Below are 18135 nucleotides of genomic sequence, written 5' to 3' on the forward strand. Positions count from 1 at the left end.
CTCTTACTCCATTTACTCGTACCAGTAACCTTTTATTCCTTTTTCCATCCGCATAAGTGCCTCAAGGTAAAAGTAGTCTCCCCAGATCATAAAATCATCCGGCGCTGTATTGCCTCTTACATAATAAGAGCCATGCTTTAATAACCCTTCTGCCTCTTCTCCCATCGTGGAGTAATGACGAACAAGTGAGGTCATCGACAAATTCAGCTTCCGTTCAAATTCAGCGCGATCTGGATCGTTATCGTCCAGATGACTCATTAATTCCAGCAAGCCCGCGGCTGTAATCGCAGAAGCAGAGCTGTCTCGGTACGTCCCTTCCTCGACCTGAACATCAAAGTCCCAGTAAGCTACATCATCCTCTGGCAGCTTTGAGAGGAAATAGGCTGCCATCCGTTTCGCTGTATCCAAATACGCCTTATTCCCGGTGTAGCGATAGGCAAGTGCAAAGCCATAAATACCCCATGCTTGGCCGCGAGCCCATGTCGATCCGTTGGTGTACCCTTGATGTGTTGCGCCGCCTAGCGCCTCACCGGTTTCTTCATTAAAAACGAAGGTATGATAGGAGCTGTCGTCACCTCGTACAAGGTAGCGGCGGCTTTGATCTGCCTGCTTAACGGCAACCTTATAATAACGCTCATCACCCGTTTGTTGATAAGCCCAAAAGAACAATGGAAGATTCAAGAGGCAATCAATAATCATGCGCCCGCCATGCTTCTCGTCTCCAGCCAGTCCCCAAGCTTGAATGTATTGCCCTTTTTCTCTAAAGCGGCGCAAAAGCACGTCTGCCGCCTGTAATGTCAGCTCTCTTGCTTCCCCATCCCGCTCCAAAATCCACTGTGCTTGCGAGGATAAGGTGTATAAGAAACCAATGTCATGATGATCAAGCACAATATGCTCTTCCATACGACGCTTGAAGCTCTTTACCGTGAGCCGAGCAGCATCACGGTAAGCTTCATCTCCGGAATATTCGTAGCATAACCACAGCATTCCACTCCAAAATCCGTTTGTCCAATCCTCATTGTCATTGAGTTCATACTTGTTATTGACACTGACATGCGGGAAGCGAACCCCAAAACGCTGGATGTTCTTTTTCGTCTTCTCCATTGCATCTTCAATTGCCGATTTCCACATGTCCTTCCATCCTCTCAGCTACCGATATATCTGATCCAGCATTCTCTTCACGATAGCGGCTGCTTCAGCACGAGTCGCTAAAGCCGCAGGGTTAAATCTTTGCTGCTTGTCCCCTTGCAGCAGTCTATTATTTACCGCTGCTGCTGCTTCCTTTACACTCCATGGCGCAATATTTTGGGAATCCGAAAAAATATGAAGTTGAGCAGTATCTGCCCCGGTCATCCAGTATGGTTGAATCTTACTCATGACGCGAGCAATCAGCACCGCCAATTCTTGGCGCGTAATGGTTTGCTCTGGCTTAAACGAGCCGTCTGCATAACCGTTCATCAGTCCAGCCTCATGCACTCGAATAATATCATTCTCGTACCAACTGCCCTGTATGTCGCTTGCATCGGTGTACGTTAGATTTGAGCCTTTCACACCAAGATCCAGCATACGAGCGATTATAGCAGCCATCTCTGCGCGAGTAATTTCCGCCTGAGGTGCGAAGGTATCTGCATTTCTTCCTTGCATAATAAACTTAGATGCCAAGTATTGCGCATCATCCTTGACCCAGTGCTTCCCAAGATCCGCAAACGTCTTGTTTGCTTCAACCAACAGGTAGGCTTCTCCTGGCAGGCCGTCAAAGGTTGCTTCTACACCGCTTCCAACTGCTTTTAGCTTCATTGGAACTGGAACAAGCGCTTTGCGCTCCTTGTCATAACGCAGCCCCGCCAAATGAGCCGGATTTGCTTTCGTTTCTATCGTCCATTTCATTTCTAGCTTTCCAGCATTAATCAAGCTGCTGTACATTCGCTGCAAGGAGTCCGCCTCCACTACAACTTGGTCAGAGATATAAACGAGTGAAGCACCTAATTTTTTGGCATGGTCTGTAATCGTTGTAACTGCGTCTTCAGCAATAGGCTCCATTCCAATTCGCAAGCCATTGACCACTTCAGCATTATCCATCTGCTTTAGTGGAAGAGTAATAAACATATTGGTCCCGCTCACAATTAGCATAGCTTCGCGGTTCCACTCCAGCAACTTCGAAATGGCAGCGGATGAGAGCTGAACGCTTTGGGCTCCATTCGGTATTGAAACTAAAATCCGCCCAGCCGCCAATTGCTCGTCTGTACTGACCATTTTTAATTCGCCGCCAAGCATGCCCTGAACCCGTTCTTTTATCGTTATCTCATTTGAACCTGAACCTCCAGGTGCCGGGCTCGGCGTTGGATTAGGAGTCGGTGTTGGTGTCGGATCAGGCTTTGGCGTTGGCTCCGGATCTGGTTTTACTTCCGCCGCCTCAATTACAATAGTCGCCGTCGCTTGATACCCTCCATCGACAGAAGCTGCAATAATCTCCACCTTGCCGGGTAGCATGCCTGTAATAACGGCCTGTCCATTATTGACTTGCAGCGTTGCTAGGGCACGATGCTCATCGCTCATAGTCCAAACGATTTGTTTGTTTTTTGCATGGTCTGGTTTCACAGCCGCTTCAAGCTTTACTTGCTTACCCTGCTTTAGCGTTGCTTCTGGTGGTGTGACGGTAATCTCCGTCACCTTTGCACCCTCAGATGCCTTCATTTTCACTTCCAAATATGGTGCAAACGCGGCGTTTTCTTTACTCTTGATCTGTGTATTCAAGCCTTTTACGCCTGGCTGCTCGATCAATGCTAAACTTAAACGCTGATCACGCAGCAGCTCCGCTTTTACGGCGTCTACCAGCTCGTATTCACGCCATTTATCAACCTTTTGGAAAGCAATTGTGGAGATGGCATCACCATAAGCCGGTTGATTGCCCCACACCATCTCGGTCTCTTTCCAAGAATCGTCCTCAACGCGGTGAGCACCGATTATGTTCGAGTCGTATTTGGCATCGCCATCATTTATTTTTCCGTAGACCTTCAGCTTTACAGACTCCATATCACCAGAGATGCTGCTGAGGTCAAACTTCATGAAGGATCGTTGTGTATATCCCTCGCCATACTCACGCACTTCAACATAATCTTTGAAGCCATTGTTTACATTGGCATGATTTGCTCCACTACGAACGAAGGTATCCTCCATCACCGGAATTTTAAAAGTTTTACCTTCCTCCGGCTGCATGGCTTCCATATTGATCGTTTGGCTCGGATCAACCTTTAACGTAATCGTATGGACTTTTCCTGCTGCTCCTTGCGTATGGATTGCCAAGCGAGTATACGGGAAAGTTTGTACGACCTGGATGCTCGGATCTTGTGCAATAATCTGCAGTCCTATTTTACCGAGGTCAACCGTTACCATGCCTTGCTTCTGTGTAGGTTCAGCAATTGCAATGGTAAGCTCACTGCCTTTTTCCTTCATCATCATGGAAATAGGTTTATCGGTCTTTACATACTGGAAAGCAGACGCCTCCCAGAAATTCAAACCTGTAACCTGCTGCTTCGTTTCTTTTACAGCATGAACCTTCTCCGTTTTAGCCAGTACTTGAATGTCGGGATTCGCTTCATATGCCGCCGTTTGCTCCGGCGTCTTGCCCGGGAGAAGCACATATTCATAAGTGCCAGCTGTCGGCAATATGCCATGCTCAATGGCAAGGCTTAAATAATTGCGCTTCACTATATCCGCTGGGCCACCCTTATTAATTTCGCTCCATGCTCCCTCGCGCGCTTCACGTTTGCCTGTCACTTTTTCTCCCGAAGGGAATACGTATCCAATATCAGAACCGACCGCATTGCCCTCCATATGAGCCCATTTTACATCCGTCATTTGCTCCTGCCAGCCTAAGCTTGTTGGCATTTCATGACCGTTCACAATAAGCTTATTGGTACCCGCTTCGGTCAGCTGACGGTTCTCAACGATCGTTTCAGTCATGCTCGCTGTGTTGTTAACAATATCAGAGCCTATTGCAACCATTTCATCATCAAACAAGAACCATGATTTTTTTCCTTGCAAGGAGCTCCCTGTACTGCCTGCAAGCGAGAATTCCATACCCACAGCCCCATAGTAATCATCGATCACTGAGCCGCCAACCCAGTCCTTGCCATTCATATAATTGCCCCATTCTGCGGGCTCTCTGTAAGAACGATCCGTTGTTGTTCCTGGCAGCCTATAGCTATCAATCGTTGGCCAATAATGATCACTAAACTGCTTCAAGTCGCTATTGTACACATTTGTCATTCCGATTCCGGTGTACCAGCCCTTCTTATTCTCGCCATTGCCATATTCAAACGCTGCAATGCGATCCGAGAACATACTGATAGAAAGCCCGAAGTCAGGACGAAGCTGAACCGCACGATCCATACCTGCGAACATTTGCGTATGCACAAGCTCGCCACGAGGAGCAACGCTGTCATCCTGCATTAATTGCTTTAATAAGTGAAGTTCATATAATGGCAATCCTTCGTAATAATTTTCAAATGTCGTGTCAGAACGTACCCATTCCTTCACCATACTTTTGGTTTCCTCTGCTATGGCTGGCGGTGCAGACTGAGCCAGTCGCAGAAGCGTCATTATAATGGAGCGCCCWGTAATATGATCAGAATCGGCAGCACGAGAAATGCTGCGACCTTTGACCGAGTCCAGAATCGCACCTTTATATAAAAGCGGTTCAAAAGAATCTTTTACCCAGTTATAAACATTGCTTGCACTCGGGTCTGAAATCGCCCACTCTGAATCTGCAAAAATATAAAATAGATCAGCCATACGTCCGAGCAATACCGCACCATAACCGCCGGTATACGCTATGCTTGTATGTTGAACGAGGGAACCATCCTCATAAAGCCCATCCCCCTTCTTCACATACAAGAACTCATCCGCAATCGAATCGCGTCCCTGCATGACTTTAGCGGCATGTTGACCTACAATGCCACGCAGCGTCACAACGAGTGCTTTATCAAGCAGGTTTGCTCCTGTCTCAATTGTTGCTGAGTTCGCTACACGTTTTTTTGGGTCGGGCACGAACTTATCAATCGCTTCAATATATTTCGCAATCAAATCTGGCGGCATTGCATCATACATGAGCGATAGGATATTCATAATTTCCTGCGGTGTTCCGATCTCCCAATCCCACCAGTTTCCTGTAATCTTCTTGCTGGAATTGTATTGATACTTCAGCATCCATTCCATCGCCTGAATAATATCGTTTTTCAAGTCTTCGTTTTGAAAAAGAGAGGAGCCTTTCATAGAATAAGCCAACGAGAGATCTCGAATAATGCCGTACGCCCAGGAAATTCGCCACGAATCATTTTGAGTTTTGCTGATGACGTCTTCCCATAATGCATCCGCATCAACAGCTTTATTCAGCTTGTCCCATCTTCCGGTATCTTCTTTATTCGTCATTCGGTTTACTAAGGCTTCAACATTTGCAGCAAGCTCAGGATCATTCATATCAATCCCTTCTCCGCCAACCAGCTTTGCCGCCCATTTTTTGCGAAGCGTTTCATACGCTTTTTTCTGTGCGTCCGATTCTACCGTAACGAAGCTTTGTGCGGATACTCTACGATCGCTCGTCGCAGCAGTAATCACCGCCGTACCGTAATCATGAGCCGTTACTTCGCCATTTTGAACCGTTGCTACTAGCGAATTGGAGGAGCTCCAAATCAGGTCATCCATCGGTGCATTCGCAGGTGCCACAGTAGGAATCAGCTGGACTTTTTGCTCCTTATCCATGTTCACGTTTTGTGGACTAAGCACGATGGACGTAATATCTTTGAATGGAGTGAGCGTTACATCGTCAATCCATAGAGTCCCTGTACCCGTCTCAAAAAATATTTCAACCTTAAAGCTGGCAACTTGCGGCTTATCTGGAACCTGCAGCAGCAGTTCATAAGAGGTCCAATCCGTTGTCCCTCTTACATAAGGAAGATAAGGACCGTCTTCAATCTTTTTCCCATCAGCACCGCAATACTGTGTACGAATATATACGCCTTTACTCACATTTTCCGGCAGCACTTGATCCGTCTTCATCCAAGCCTGCAGCTTATAGGTCTGCCCTGGTGTAATCGGAACAAGCGGATCAGGAACGATGTCGGTTCTAGCAAGCTTGTCGTGTTTCACTTGCACTGATCGTGCTCCCGTGTGATAGACAGCCTCCGTAACAGATACATTCTGATTGCCTTCCATTGCGCGCCATACGCCCCAACCCGCTGGTCTTCCTCCATCCTGCCAACCTTTATCCGGAATTAAGCTGCCTTCTTCAAAGCCTCCATTAGTAATCAAATTAACCATTGTATTTGCACTCGCAACCGCTTGACCGCCAAGCATAGGCAACCCCGCAAACAAAAGCTGAAATGCCATACAGCATACCACTACAATTGAAATAGACTTCTTCCTGATCTTCATGAATGAACCCTCTCCTATCTTCAGTTCATGATGGTATTACTTTGCAATACTTTGCACTACCCCAAATCAGGTGTATCTTGAAGCGTCACTTGCAGCGTCTTCGCTCCATGCAGCTCGAACACTACAATTTCATTTGCACCGGTACGAAGCAGCGGACCTGGAACATAAAGTGTCTTCTGCGGCCCTGCTTCCCAGTAACGTCCGAGGTTGAAACCATTTACGAACACAATTCCTTTGGTCCAGCCTTCAAGTGCCAGGAAGGTATCTGCAATATCCGACTCCTGCTCAATGTGGAGGGAGCCTTGGTAGAAGGTTGGTCCACTTATGTCTTGTACTCGCTCTTCAGCAGCAGGCGCTTGCTCAAGTTGAGCAATATTATGAAGCGGCAGCGAATGAATCGTCCAATCATATAGAAATTGGAAGCCTAATCTCACCCCTTCAGTAATCCCTTTATAATCTCGCAAATACGGTCCATAGTTGGTTCTGCCCATATTCTCGACTAGAATACGAAGCTCTGCCCCGCCCTCCGGCACATCGAACTCGCTTGGCTGTGGGTCCCAGCGTTCGATAACTCCCTTATACTCTCCATCTAAAAATACGAGCGCGCGATCGTGAACCTCCTGCAAAACAAGTGAACAATTGAGTCTTGGGCCCGAAACCTTTGTTGTATATAAAATAAATCCATAATCCTGTCCGAGCTTCTCCATCGGTTCAGGGCAAGTGCGCTGCACGGGTGTCGACAGCAGCGGCAGCACGTCGAACAACGGCGCGACCGGCTTCATTTGAACATGGCCATATCCCATTTTGCGAACAGGATCCGGAAGCGGCATTAACGCCGTGCCAAAATGTTTTGCGATTAGTTCCCTTAACAGGACGTATTTTTCCGTAATATCCCCCCACTCGGTTAGTGGACTATCATAGTCATAGCTCGTTACCGTCGGCTCATATTTCCCGTGGTTGTTGGCTCCATTATAGAATCCGAAATTCGTACCTCCATGGAACATATAGAAGTTAACCGATCCGCCAGCATTCAGCATATCCTCAAACACTTGCACCGCTTCCTGTGCATCCCGCGTATGATGCGGCTTGTTCCAGTGATCGAACCAACCATTCCAATACTCCATGCACATGAGCGGCTTGTCCGGCTGGACTTGCTTTAAGCTGTTAAAAGCTTCCTCTGTTCTCGAACCAAAGTTTACGGTTTCAAGAATACCCGGAATCATCCCGCCCTGCAGCATAAAATCTTCCGGGCCATCTGAGGTAAACAGCAGAACGTCCATTCCGCGCGAAATCATGCTTTCCTTGATATGCTCAAGATACTTTAGATCATTGCCATAGCTGCCGTACTCATTCTCAATTTGCATTGCAATAATTGGACCGCCGTTTGTACATAACAAAGGCTTCAGCATCGGCAGCAGCACATCATAATAAGCATCTACTTTTGATAAAAATAACTCGTCATTGCAGCGCAAGCGCATTCCATCCTCAGCAAGCAGCCAAGCCGGCATGCCGCCGAACTCCCACTCCGCACAAATGTATGGACTTGGACGTACAATGACATGCAATTCCAGCTCTGCTGCTATCTCGATAAACGCTACAATATCCGCCATACCCGTGAAACAGAACTTACCCTCCTGCGGCTCGTGCATATTCCATGCGACATACGTTTCAACTGTATTAAAACCGCAGGCTTTCAGCTTAAGCAATCGATCCTTCCAATACCCCGGAATAACACGGAAATAATGAATCGCCCCCGACAAAATCGTTATCGGTTTATCCTCATAAAGAAATTGATTACCTTGCACTCTGAATGATGCCATGTCATTTACTCCTCTGCTCATGAACTTGATGTATTTGACTTGCCATATCTACTTCGAATTTGCATGCTCGCCAATTAGACGGTTAATTTCCTCACGCTTGCGGATATACCATTCCGTCTCACGCGGATATGCTTCAAAGGATAGCTCCTGCGCTAAGCCATCTTCGAGCAAAGCAATTACCGCTTCTCGTGAGGTACTCCGCTCTAGAAGCTCAAGCGCTCGCAGATCCTGCAGCGCTTCTGTAAGCACCTCCAGCCTGATAGACTCAATCGGCCCTTCAGCACCTGGATATACGAGAAATGCATCCCCCGCTGGAAAACCGCCGCCTGCATCCGTCACTTGAAACGGATTAATCGGATACTTCGAGAACTGCGCATACCAGAAGTTGTAGCCCCAATGCAAGAAACCTGCAAGCTTCAGCTTGTACAGCTGCATGCCTAATACACGATTGCGCGAAGACGGCATATGGAGAAAGCGATTAGACACAAGCTTGTATTGGGCGCAGCAATAATTCGACCATAATCCCTCTACCCCGTGTTCAAGAAATGGCTGAATCGCATTGCTAGCCGGAATGGGGTGCTTAATTAGACCACTTTCATAAAATTCATACTCTGAGAGTGCATCAATGATCGGAAATCCTTCCAAAATCGGTCCAATAAGCTCACTCGCTGCGCGATAGGTGTCCATGTCCGCAAGGTTTGGCTCATCCGACAGATGGAAATAAACCCGCTTCTCTAAACCGTTTTCTTTTATAAATGACACTAACTCATGCAAAAATAACGTAAGAAATTCGGTGTACTCCGAATCCTTGGAATCCGTATCCCAGCCAAACAGCTGCTTCTCCTGACCATCAACCGTGCCGACTACCTTCGGTGCATGCTTGGCACCCCATTGTGTAAAGAGATGAGAGAACTCAAAATATTTCACGCCGCTGCGGTCACACAGTGCAATCCAGCGCTTTAATTTTTCAAAAGTAAATCGGTAATCATCCCCCACGCGTTCAACTTGAACGAGCTGTACGGTTGGGCGGTCTCCTCCAATTTCCGTGTCTAACGGAGGGGTAAACAAAGGGGTCAAAATCATATTCATTCCATGTTTCACAGCGGTTTGGATGTACTGCTCAATCAAATGCCAATGGTACTCGCTAAATACGTCCGTTTTATAGTAGGTAGCCAAGCAGTCAACATGGAACCATTCGGTATGGATAAGTGACTGCTCGGGCAGTGCTGCCGCAATTACCTCCAGCGTAAATGTTTCCTCGCCTACTTGCTCGCCGCTATCATTGATGAGATAAATACGAATATCAAATAAACCTGCTTTCGCATCCATCGGAACCTCGACAGTTATCCATAAAGAACGCCATTGGCTTGGATAACCGGTTAAACCGCGGACTGCATCAAATGGGATTAATGCATCTGGATACAAGCCGGGCGTGCTTCTCAGCACATGATTATCTGCATCGTGATAGCTCACCATATTGGCGGGTACCAGCTCTACCGTTCGTACGGTCAATGCTTGCTCAAGCTCGGACTCCACCCGAACCTGCAGCTGCCGCATAAGTACATCTGCCCGATATGCAACCTGGAACGAATAGGATTCACCAAGCAGTGCCGAGCCTCTAGTTACCGCAGCTGCAAGCAGTTCTTCATCGGCGAATACTTTGATCAATGAACTGATACATCTCGTTTCCAGCTGCAAAGCTCCATTTAACTTTTCCACTTCATATTCCCCCTACATGATCTAATAAAAAAGATAAGCCCGGTAAACTCGACTGACCTATTCGAACTTACCGGGCTTATTTACTTACTTGCTTGCTAACGCTTTGTAAGAATCACTTGTTTCTTTCAGATGCTGCTGGAAGCTGGCGTCGGCTTTAAGCCCGCCAATAAACTTGTCCCAGTCCTCCATGCTTGCTTTGCGGATGACAACGTTTGTGTACATATCAACAAACTTCTTCTGCCAATCGCCGCCTTTTTCCATCCATACTTCAGTCGTTGGCAGCCCTGCAGCAGGATTCTTAATTGAAGATGCTGAGATGGTATCTACCAGCTGGCGGTTGTAATCTCTAACTTCTGCCGGCATGCCAGGTCCTTCAGCACGTTGATATTTGTTGAAATAACCGGAAATCCATTGTGCAGTCGTCGCTGTACCATATGCTTTTTTCTTGCCTTCATCGGTTTGAACGATTGAACCATCTTCCGATACGGTATAATCCTTGTCTTTAATACCATAGGTAACGAGATTGTAGCCTTCTTCAGTCGCCGTTTCGTTATAAACCTCAAGAATTTTCTTCAGCTTGTCTTCGCTAACCTTTTTGCTGACTAGGAACAATCCATAGTAGCCATATGCTTGTTCATTGTACTTTTTGCCGTCTTTGGCAGCTGGAATTTCATACGCCTTCAATTCTGCTTCAGGCTTAATTTTTTGCAGCTCTTGTCCGAAAATAAACGCTTCGTTAATATTGCCGAAGGAGATGCCCGCTTTGCCTTGAATCATCATTTCTTTCACTTGGCTTGGCTTCATCACTGGCAAGTCCGGCGTAATAAGACCATCGCCATACGCCTTGCTCCAGAATTCAAGCGCTTCTCTTGCTTCAGCTGTCAGCCAGTATGGCTCAAGACCGCCTTCAGCTGTTTCCTTCCACGCTGTGCCTGCGCCAAACATCGTCATCATATAAGGGCTGACACTCGCTTGCACCATACCAAAGGTATCGTTTTTACCGTTGCCGTCCGGATCATTTTTTGTAAAAGCTTCTAATACTTTGTAGAGCTCATCCATCGTCGTTGGTGCTTTCAGCCCCACTTTATCAAGCCAATCTTGACGAATAATGAGAGATTCATGTCCATCCAATGGGCGAACACGCGGAATACCGTAGGATTTACCCTTGAACTTAATGTTCTCAATCGCATTCTCCGGATAACCTGCTAGGTTCGGATAATGCTGCAAGAACGGGGTCAAATCCCAGAATGCACCCTGCTCAATCGCGGTTGAGAATGCAGGATCATTGATATCCTCGATAAGAATGACATCAGGCAAGCTCTTGGAAGCAAGCAAAGCATTCAGCTTCTCTTTATAGCTATTAATCGGATAAAAATCGATGCTCAGCTTTACATTTAGTTTTTCATTGAGCTTCTGGACACTTTCGAGATCACTGCTAGGAGATTCACCATAAGTCATCGTGCCAATATTAATATCAACTGGCTTTTGTTTACCCTCTTTATTGCCGGCCGATTTAGCTTCGCCACCATTCGAACAGCCAATTAAACTTGTCGTAAGAACGAGCGTCAAAAGCGTCATGCCAAAGCTTCTTTTTTTCATTTTTAAAACCCTCCCTTATTTGTARTAAATCCCTATATAATGGTCGTTTGTCCGTTAACCCTTTACGGAACCAACCAGCATACCTTTTACAAAATACTTCTGCAGGAACGGATAAACCATAATGATAGGCAGAGACGCAACGACTACCGCCGCCATCTTGATCGTCTCTGGTGGGAGCATTTGCTCACTCTGCAGCATTGCAGCTACGGATGGGTCCGCTATATTGGTTGAAGCTTGAATCAGCATCATCTGCAGCACAACCTGCATCGGACGAAGTTCATCCGAGTTAATGTACAATACGCCGTTGAAGTACGTATTCCAGAAGCCTACTGCAAAGAATAGCCCAAACGCAGCGACTGCTGGCATCGAGATTGGAAACATAATTCGAAAGAAAACCCCAATATCATTGCATCCATCGATCTTCGCTGCTTCCTCCAGCTCCTCCGGCAATTCCTGATAGAAATTTCTCATCAAAAATACGTACCAAGCGCTCGTAATAGCCGGTAAAATCAACGCCCACACGGTATCGATAAGCCCCAAGCTTTCAACCAAAAGGAAGTTCGGAATCATACCCGGGTTGAACAGCATCGTCATTAGAATCGCAACGAGGAAAAACTTTTTACCGAAAAATCGTCTCCGCGACAAGGCATAAGCCAAAGCGCTTGTAACGATAATACCGATTGCCGAACCCACAACAGCCAAGAAGCCGCTGACCCCCAATGAACGCATAAACATTGGAGTCGATAAAATGTACTTATAGGAGGAAAGGCTCCACTTCTCTGGAATTATAATTAACGACTTTCTCAAATACTCCGAGGGATCTGTAAAGGAAACAACAATGACATATAGAAAAGGCAGCAGCGTGATGAGTCCAATTAGACCAAGCGCCGTATAAATAATACCGTTTGTCACTTTATAACCGAGGGACTTATGCATTAGTAAAGACCCTCCTCACCGAATTTTTTAGCTAAACGATTGGCTGTAACGACAAGGATAAGACCAACCACCGATTTAAATATGCCCACGACCGTCGCATAACTGAAGCGACCATTTTGAATGCCCGTTCGGTATACATACGTATCAAATACATCAGCCACATGTGATACAGGAGAACTCATCATTAAGTAAATTTGTTCGAACCCAACCTCCATCACTTGTCCAAGCCGCAAAATGAGCAATACAATAATTGTGCTCTTTATGCAAGGCAGCGTAACATTCACAATTTGCTTCCAACGGTTTGCACCATCAATTTGCGCTGCCTCATACAAGTCTTGATTAATACCCGCAATGGCAGCGAGGAAAATAATTGTGCCCCAGCCTGCTTCTTTCCAAATGCTCTGTGCAGTCAACAAACCCCAGAAGTAATTCGGCTCCGTCAAGAAACCGATCGGTTTGCCACCTAATTCGACAATAATCTTGTTAATAATACCATCGCTTTGTCCGAGGATTATAAAGCAAATCCCTGCAATAATGACCCAAGACAAAAAGTGCGGTAAATAAATAATCGTTTGAATGGTTTTCTTAAATGTGCGATTGTGAACCTCATTAATGAGAATAGCGAGAACGATGGGAATCGGGAAAAAGAAAACGATGTTCAGCAAGCTAATCGCCATCGTATTTCTAAATAAAAGCAGGAAGTCTGGATTCGTGAAAAACTCATTAAAATATTTGAATCCGACCCACTCGCTTTGCCAAAAGCCTAAGTATGGGGAATAGTTTTTAAAAGCTAACGCCAGCCCCCATATGGGCAAGTACTTGAAAATAAGAAAGAAGAGAATACCCGGGAGCGCTAATACGTACAAATATTTTTCTCGGCCTAAAATGACTTTAAATTGAGACCACTTTGAATCTCTCGTTTTTTGCCACTTAGGTTCATGTCCTTGTGATAAACTTGCGTTCGCTAATTCAGGATTAGATTGCGGCAAGGGTTTCACCACCTCCAACAATTTTGTTTAAACTTGGCTGCTCATATGGTTTCATGTCTGCATCTTACAAGCCGAAGCTTCCGCCGGGCAATGACCAATTCTTATTCGCTCAGCACGACTGAGCAATAATTGAGAATCCCTTGCTGCTACACGGTTTGTGGCTGCTTCGAGTCTCATTAATTAATCTCTTTAACCCCTGCCAGATTATAAATTCGCACCCCATAAAATAAAAAAAAGGCTTGCAAAATGGAGAGGTTACAATTCTCTCACTCTTAGCAAAGCCTTTTTGAAATAAGCCTATTCGATTTTGTATGGCAATTTACTTGCGATGCATTTCTCGATATTGTCCCGGAGGCAATCCAACCTGCTTCTTAAATACACGAATGAAATTTTTAGGGTTGTAGCCTACCTGCTCTGCTATTTCATTCACCATCAAATCTGTTGCTTCCAGCAGCTCCTTAGCCTTCTCTACACGAACTTGTGTGAGGTACTCAATAAAGGAGATGTCCATCGTTCGCTTAAACAGCTTGCTTAAATATTGAGGAGTCAGATTGCAAATCTGTGCACACTGATCCAGAGAAATATCAAGATTATAATTTGCCGCAATGTAGTCTGTCACTTTTTCTATAAGCTGCTCATACTCTTGATTCCGCTTGCCGCTCACGGACATCATAATCGGCTCAAATATACGATCTATCAGCCACTCATTAATGGAATGAATTGTTGCACATGATCTCATATCGAAATTGAGCTCACTAGCGGTTCTTCCAAATAGCTGCTCTGGACTCATATTCATTAAGTAGACGGTTCGTAAAGTCGTAGACAACAATTGATCGTACGACATCCTAATAAGCTCGGGATTATGCACAGCAGATTGAACTTTATTGGAAAAAGCATCAAGCAAACGCTTCGTTTCAGCGAGATCACCGACCTGCAATGAATCGATAAGATGGTTCTCGATCTCTGCTGGATAACGATACATCATTGAAACCGCAAGCCCTTTGCTCTCAATAATCTGATTGCCGCCATTAATCATCCTCGAATAAATAGCAAGCTGCGCCTCACGATATAAATCGGGCAATTCCTCTACCTGCGAGGCTGCACGACTTAACCCAATCGTTGCTGGAGATTGCAGAAAATGAGTGATCTGCTGTCGTATTTTTTCAATGCCAGACTTCAGATTGTTTGACCATGCATTCATTTCTTCATCTTCTGTCCACAACCAAACCACAACTTGATCATTTAATCCATTAATGACCAAGCCTTCTAGCTGCTGCTGCTCCAGCAATTCTGTCGTCATATTTTTTATAATAAACAAAATTAAATCCTTATCCGACTCTTGAAACTTGCCTGCGTCCGATAGGTGATCATATGAAATAATAAAAACAGCTGCACATTGTGTCTCTGGAATAGCGTATCTGCGCAGAAGCTCATGCAAATGTTCACGTCGTTCATGACTAAACTGCCCTTCCAATAGCCTTAAAGCAAACAACTCCCGAATAAGCGGAAACTGCTGATTGATTTGGCCTTCCAGCTGACTCGCCTTACTGTTAATTTCCTTCCACCGCTGCTGCACATAATTAAATTCGTCTGTCCCCATATCCGCTTGTTGATTATCACTAATATGAGAGACCAGCTTCCGAATCGGACTATATACCCTTTTCGTGCCAATCATAGCAAGCGTAATTCCCGCAGCAAGAACAACAAGCACGATGCCAATCGTTATACCCGCAATCTTCCTTGCGCTGCTGTAAAGCTCCGCTGTTGGAATCATATCCACAAACAGCAGCTTCTTGATTGGAGATACCATAGAAGTAACTAAGTACTCCCGGTCCTGCCATTGATATAAAAACTCTTGCTTGCCCTCATGTGAAACCGTTATCAACTCAAACAAATCTTTAGGCACTTCAGATCCATTCATATGGAATACGAGCTGGCCGCCTTCATCGATTACAAACATATGCTGGTTCTTGTATTTCAAAAATTTTTTAGTTAGAGATTCAAACGCTTTATTATCAATAATGACTTGAATAATACCGATCGGATCTTTTGTATGTAAAGGAATTGTACTCGTTAAGGTAATACCAGAATCGTACACTTGACCGCCTTGGGAATAACCAGCCTGCCAAACTAATTGCTGATTGTTTTCCAGCAGCTTCTCATACTTTTCCCGTTCCACTGCCGACTCCATTTTTTTGCCACCGTAAGTAGACGAAATCAAATAATTCTCGTCCAATGTATATAGCAAAATATCCTTAACAAGTGGGTTTCCGTTCATAAAAGCCAACATGTTCTGATAGATACTCGAATAAAAACCGGAATAATTGGTACGTTTCATTTCCTTCAAGTCTGAAGTGAAGAACGAGCTCATCTCCAGCTGAATTAAGTTATTCTCTACTCTTTCAAGCCCATTATCGATGGTCTCTGAAGCGTAGCTTAAGACCTGAGTAATGTCTTGGCTGGCATTATCTTTAGCCGTTTTGGAAGTTAAAATATAGCTGGTGATCCCAAGGATAATGATAGGAATGATTGATGATAATAACGTAAAAACAATCATTTTGCGATAAAATGATGGATACTTCAGAAAGCTTTTACGATTAATTATTCGGTTACCTTCTATAAGCTTCATTCTGTCGACTCCTATGTTGATAGACTTTGCTCCTCAGCACAGCGTACAAATCATTTGAAATGAAGTCAATAATTATTAATGAATTTATCTAATTTACATGCTGCTGAACAAATGTCCACGCAAACAGCATAGCATTGCAATACTATAACTATAGAGATGCACTAGCGAAATAGAAGAATAAACGACTGTTAATTGTCAATGTCAAACCTTTACTAGCCTATTTGCATTGTCTATATGATTAAGAATAGGGTGGGTGATATCGTTATGCTCTATACAGCTCTTGGAGATTCTATTACCTATGGGGAGAATGCCTCCTCACTCGCAAAAGCATATCCCCAACTAGCCGTTGCCGCTTTAAATTCACGCTCCCGTTCCCGCAGGGCAACTGGATATGTATTAGCACGTCCGGGCTGGACCAGTCATGATCTATTAAACGCAGTCATCTGGAAGGGTTCCGCTGCTATAAGCAAATCCGATGTTGTTTCTGTTTGGATTGGAGGGGTAGATTTAGCAAACGCTGCATTGTCTTCGATTAAGAACCAACAGCAAATAGCTATAAAACCGATCTTAACTCCCTACAGGCAAAATTTACGAGCCATTCTCGCTCATATAAAAAGCGTAAGCGACGCCCGTATTATTTGCTGCACGCAATATAATCCGTTTCCGAATAGTTCTCTAGCAGCTGCTGCTATCGACCAATTAAATTACACAACGATTGAGGTTGCCCAAAGCTATCATGCACAAATCGCTCCCGCTCATAGATGGTTTGAAGGAAAACAAGCCTCACTAATCTATGGCTATCGTAATGGCAGATTAGAAGATGCATTGAGCGGTACTCTGCCTATCCATCCCAATGATCGAGGTCATCAAGTGATCGCAAACGGATTAATTCCCTATCTTGCTTCTCGCAATTAGTTTTAGAAATAAAAAAATGACACCTTCCCTCTATTGGTCAAGACCCCTATTTGTAGACATTGCAAAAAACACCTAGGCAGAAAGCTGACGTCTGTAAGCAACAGGCGTCAGTTTTTTTAGTTTTCTCTGCGGTCGCTCGTTATTATAGAAATGCAAATATTCTTCAATTCTCCTTTGTGCCTTTTTTAAACGCTTTCTCAAAGGTTTGAAGAACGAGTTGGTTATCATTACGAAGGCTCATATGAGAAGCAATGAGTTCTCCGTTATACAAATCCTTAATGGCAGATAAATATATCCATGTATCGACTACGCGGTATTGAGTGACATCCGTTACCCACTTTTGTTTAGRCTTATCCGCTTTAAACTCCCGCTGAAGCAGGTTTTCCGCAACGCGTGCWCCTACTGTGGTTTTWTAGCTCTGACGTCGCTTCTGACGCATCTTAGAGCGAATCCCCATCTCTTGCATAAGCCTAAGAACTTTCTTGTGATTCACACGTTTTTCATGGTCCTGAAGYAAATGCATTTGAATCTGCCGATATCCATATACGCCATTSTACTTCGTATACACTCGTTTAATTAATGCCTTGAGATCTYCATCGCGATCTATAACTTTGCGCTTCAAGTAGGCGTAGTATCCGCTTCTGGAGACGCCAAACAATTTGCAGAGTTCAGTAAGAGGGTAGGATTCTGCTGCTGCTTCAATGACACKATATTTCGTTTTTGTACCTCCCGCATCCAGATTTCCAAACACTTTTTTAGCATCTGATTATCTCGTTTAAGCTTTTGAACGTATCTATCCTGATCGATGTATTCCTCACGACGTCCTCGCTGATCCAGTAGTCCATATTCACCGAGCTGTCTATATTTCCTCATCCAAATCTTCACACGATTCTTGTCATTAATATTTAGGTGATCCGCTATCTTTTGATACGACCATCCCTCTTCAACATGTAAGCGGATTGCCTCCACTTTCGTTGTATCTTCATAATGCTTAAACTTTTGCCCTTTAACCGCCACAAAAATACACCCCCTAGAATTTCATCGGAATAACCTAGGGGTTTTTCCAATGTCTATTCTAAGGGGTGCACTTCACTAT

At 44.9% G+C, this 18135-nt stretch carries 12 protein-coding genes; 1 reads left to right on the top strand and 11 read right to left on the bottom strand.

Features of this window, described 5'->3' with window-relative positions; genetic code table 11:
* Positions 1–12: 12 nt before the first annotated feature.
* From AC1DPK_RS31525 to AC1DPK_RS31560, 8 genes are all read right to left on the bottom strand, one after another.
* Positions 13–1131: a glycoside hydrolase family 88 protein gene (locus AC1DPK_RS31525; protein ID WP_477512708.1), complete on the bottom strand. Its 1119-nt coding sequence runs from the start codon at positions 1129–1131 to the stop codon at positions 13–15.
* Positions 1132–1149: 18 nt separating this feature from the next.
* Positions 1150–6432 (bottom strand): polysaccharide lyase family 8 super-sandwich domain-containing protein, encoded by a 5283-nt coding sequence (locus tag AC1DPK_RS31530; RefSeq protein WP_477512709.1) that lies wholly within the window; start codon positions 6430–6432, stop codon positions 1150–1152.
* Positions 6433–6488: 56 nt separating this feature from the next.
* Positions 6489–8252: a glycoside hydrolase family 35 protein gene (locus tag AC1DPK_RS31535; protein ID WP_477512710.1), complete on the bottom strand. Its 1764-nt coding sequence runs from the start codon at positions 8250–8252 to the stop codon at positions 6489–6491.
* A 48-nt stretch (positions 8253–8300) separates the two neighbouring features.
* Positions 8301–9971: a DUF4091 domain-containing protein gene (locus AC1DPK_RS31540; RefSeq protein WP_477512711.1), complete on the bottom strand. Its 1671-nt coding sequence runs from the start codon at positions 9969–9971 to the stop codon at positions 8301–8303.
* An 84-nt stretch (positions 9972–10055) separates the two neighbouring features.
* Complete coding sequence (locus AC1DPK_RS31545; RefSeq protein ID WP_441881169.1) at positions 10056–11570, bottom strand: extracellular solute-binding protein; 1515 nt, start codon at positions 11568–11570, stop codon at positions 10056–10058.
* A gap of 54 nt (positions 11571–11624) precedes the next feature.
* On the bottom strand, positions 11625–12506 hold the full coding sequence (locus AC1DPK_RS31550; RefSeq protein ID WP_076270687.1) for a carbohydrate ABC transporter permease: 882 nt from the start codon (positions 12504–12506) through the stop codon (positions 11625–11627).
* Positions 12506–13495: an ABC transporter permease gene (locus AC1DPK_RS31555; RefSeq protein ID WP_441881170.1), complete on the bottom strand. Its 990-nt coding sequence runs from the start codon at positions 13493–13495 to the stop codon at positions 12506–12508. Before AC1DPK_RS31555 ends, AC1DPK_RS31550 begins: the two co-directional genes overlap by 1 nt.
* A gap of 319 nt (positions 13496–13814) precedes the next feature.
* Positions 13815–16124, bottom strand: a complete 2310-nt coding sequence (locus AC1DPK_RS31560; protein WP_477512712.1) for a PDC sensor domain-containing protein — start codon at positions 16122–16124, stop codon at positions 13815–13817.
* Between the two features lie 264 nt (positions 16125–16388).
* Here AC1DPK_RS31560 and AC1DPK_RS31565 point away from each other — a divergent pair, with 264 nt between their 5' ends.
* On the top strand, positions 16389–17039 hold the full coding sequence (locus AC1DPK_RS31565; RefSeq protein ID WP_430056094.1) for a GDSL-type esterase/lipase family protein: 651 nt from the start codon (positions 16389–16391) through the stop codon (positions 17037–17039).
* A 72-nt stretch (positions 17040–17111) separates the two neighbouring features.
* Here the strand turns inward: AC1DPK_RS31565 and AC1DPK_RS31570 are convergent, their stop codons facing one another.
* From AC1DPK_RS31570 to AC1DPK_RS31580, 3 genes are read right to left on the bottom strand one after another with little or no spacing between them, the layout of a single operon-like run.
* A complete protein-coding gene (locus AC1DPK_RS31570; protein WP_477512713.1) occupies positions 17112–17267 on the bottom strand; it encodes an IS3 family transposase in 156 nt (51 codons plus the stop codon).
* Positions 17203–17742, bottom strand: a complete 540-nt coding sequence (locus AC1DPK_RS31575; protein ID WP_477512715.1) for an IS3 family transposase — start codon at positions 17740–17742, stop codon at positions 17203–17205. Before AC1DPK_RS31575 ends, AC1DPK_RS31570 begins: the two co-directional genes overlap by 65 nt.
* Complete coding sequence (locus AC1DPK_RS31580; RefSeq protein WP_477512714.1) at positions 17658–18056, bottom strand: transposase; 399 nt, start codon at positions 18054–18056, stop codon at positions 17658–17660. Before AC1DPK_RS31580 ends, AC1DPK_RS31575 begins: the two co-directional genes overlap by 85 nt.
* Between the last annotated feature and the right edge of the window lie 79 nt (positions 18057–18135).

It is taken from the genome of Paenibacillus sp. 01T424 (genome assembly GCF_056398745.1).

Bases quoted from the DNA above. Each gene is read 5' to 3' on its own strand.
- AC1DPK_RS31525 (WP_477512708.1), bottom strand. From the start codon at position 1,131: ATGTGGAAATCGGCAATTGAAGATGCAATGGAGAAGACGAAAAAGAAC.
- AC1DPK_RS31535 (WP_477512710.1), bottom strand. From the start codon at position 8,252: ATGGCATCATTCAGAGTGCAAGGTAATCAATTTCTTTATGAGGATAAA.
- AC1DPK_RS31545 (WP_441881169.1), bottom strand. From the start codon at position 11,570: ATGAAAAAAAGAAGCTTTGGCATGACGCTTTTGACGCTCGTTCTTACG.
- AC1DPK_RS31550 (WP_076270687.1), bottom strand. From the start codon at position 12,506: ATGCATAAGTCCCTCGGTTATAAAGTGACAAACGGTATTATTTATACG.
- AC1DPK_RS31560 (WP_477512712.1), bottom strand. From the start codon at position 16,124: ATGAAGCTTATAGAAGGTAACCGAATAATTAATCGTAAAAGCTTTCTG.
- AC1DPK_RS31565 (WP_430056094.1), top strand. From the start codon at position 16,389: ATGCTCTATACAGCTCTTGGAGATTCTATTACCTATGGGGAGAATGCC.
- AC1DPK_RS31570 (WP_477512713.1), bottom strand. From the start codon at position 17,267: ATGATAACCAACTCGTTCTTCAAACCTTTGAGAAAGCGTTTAAAAAAG.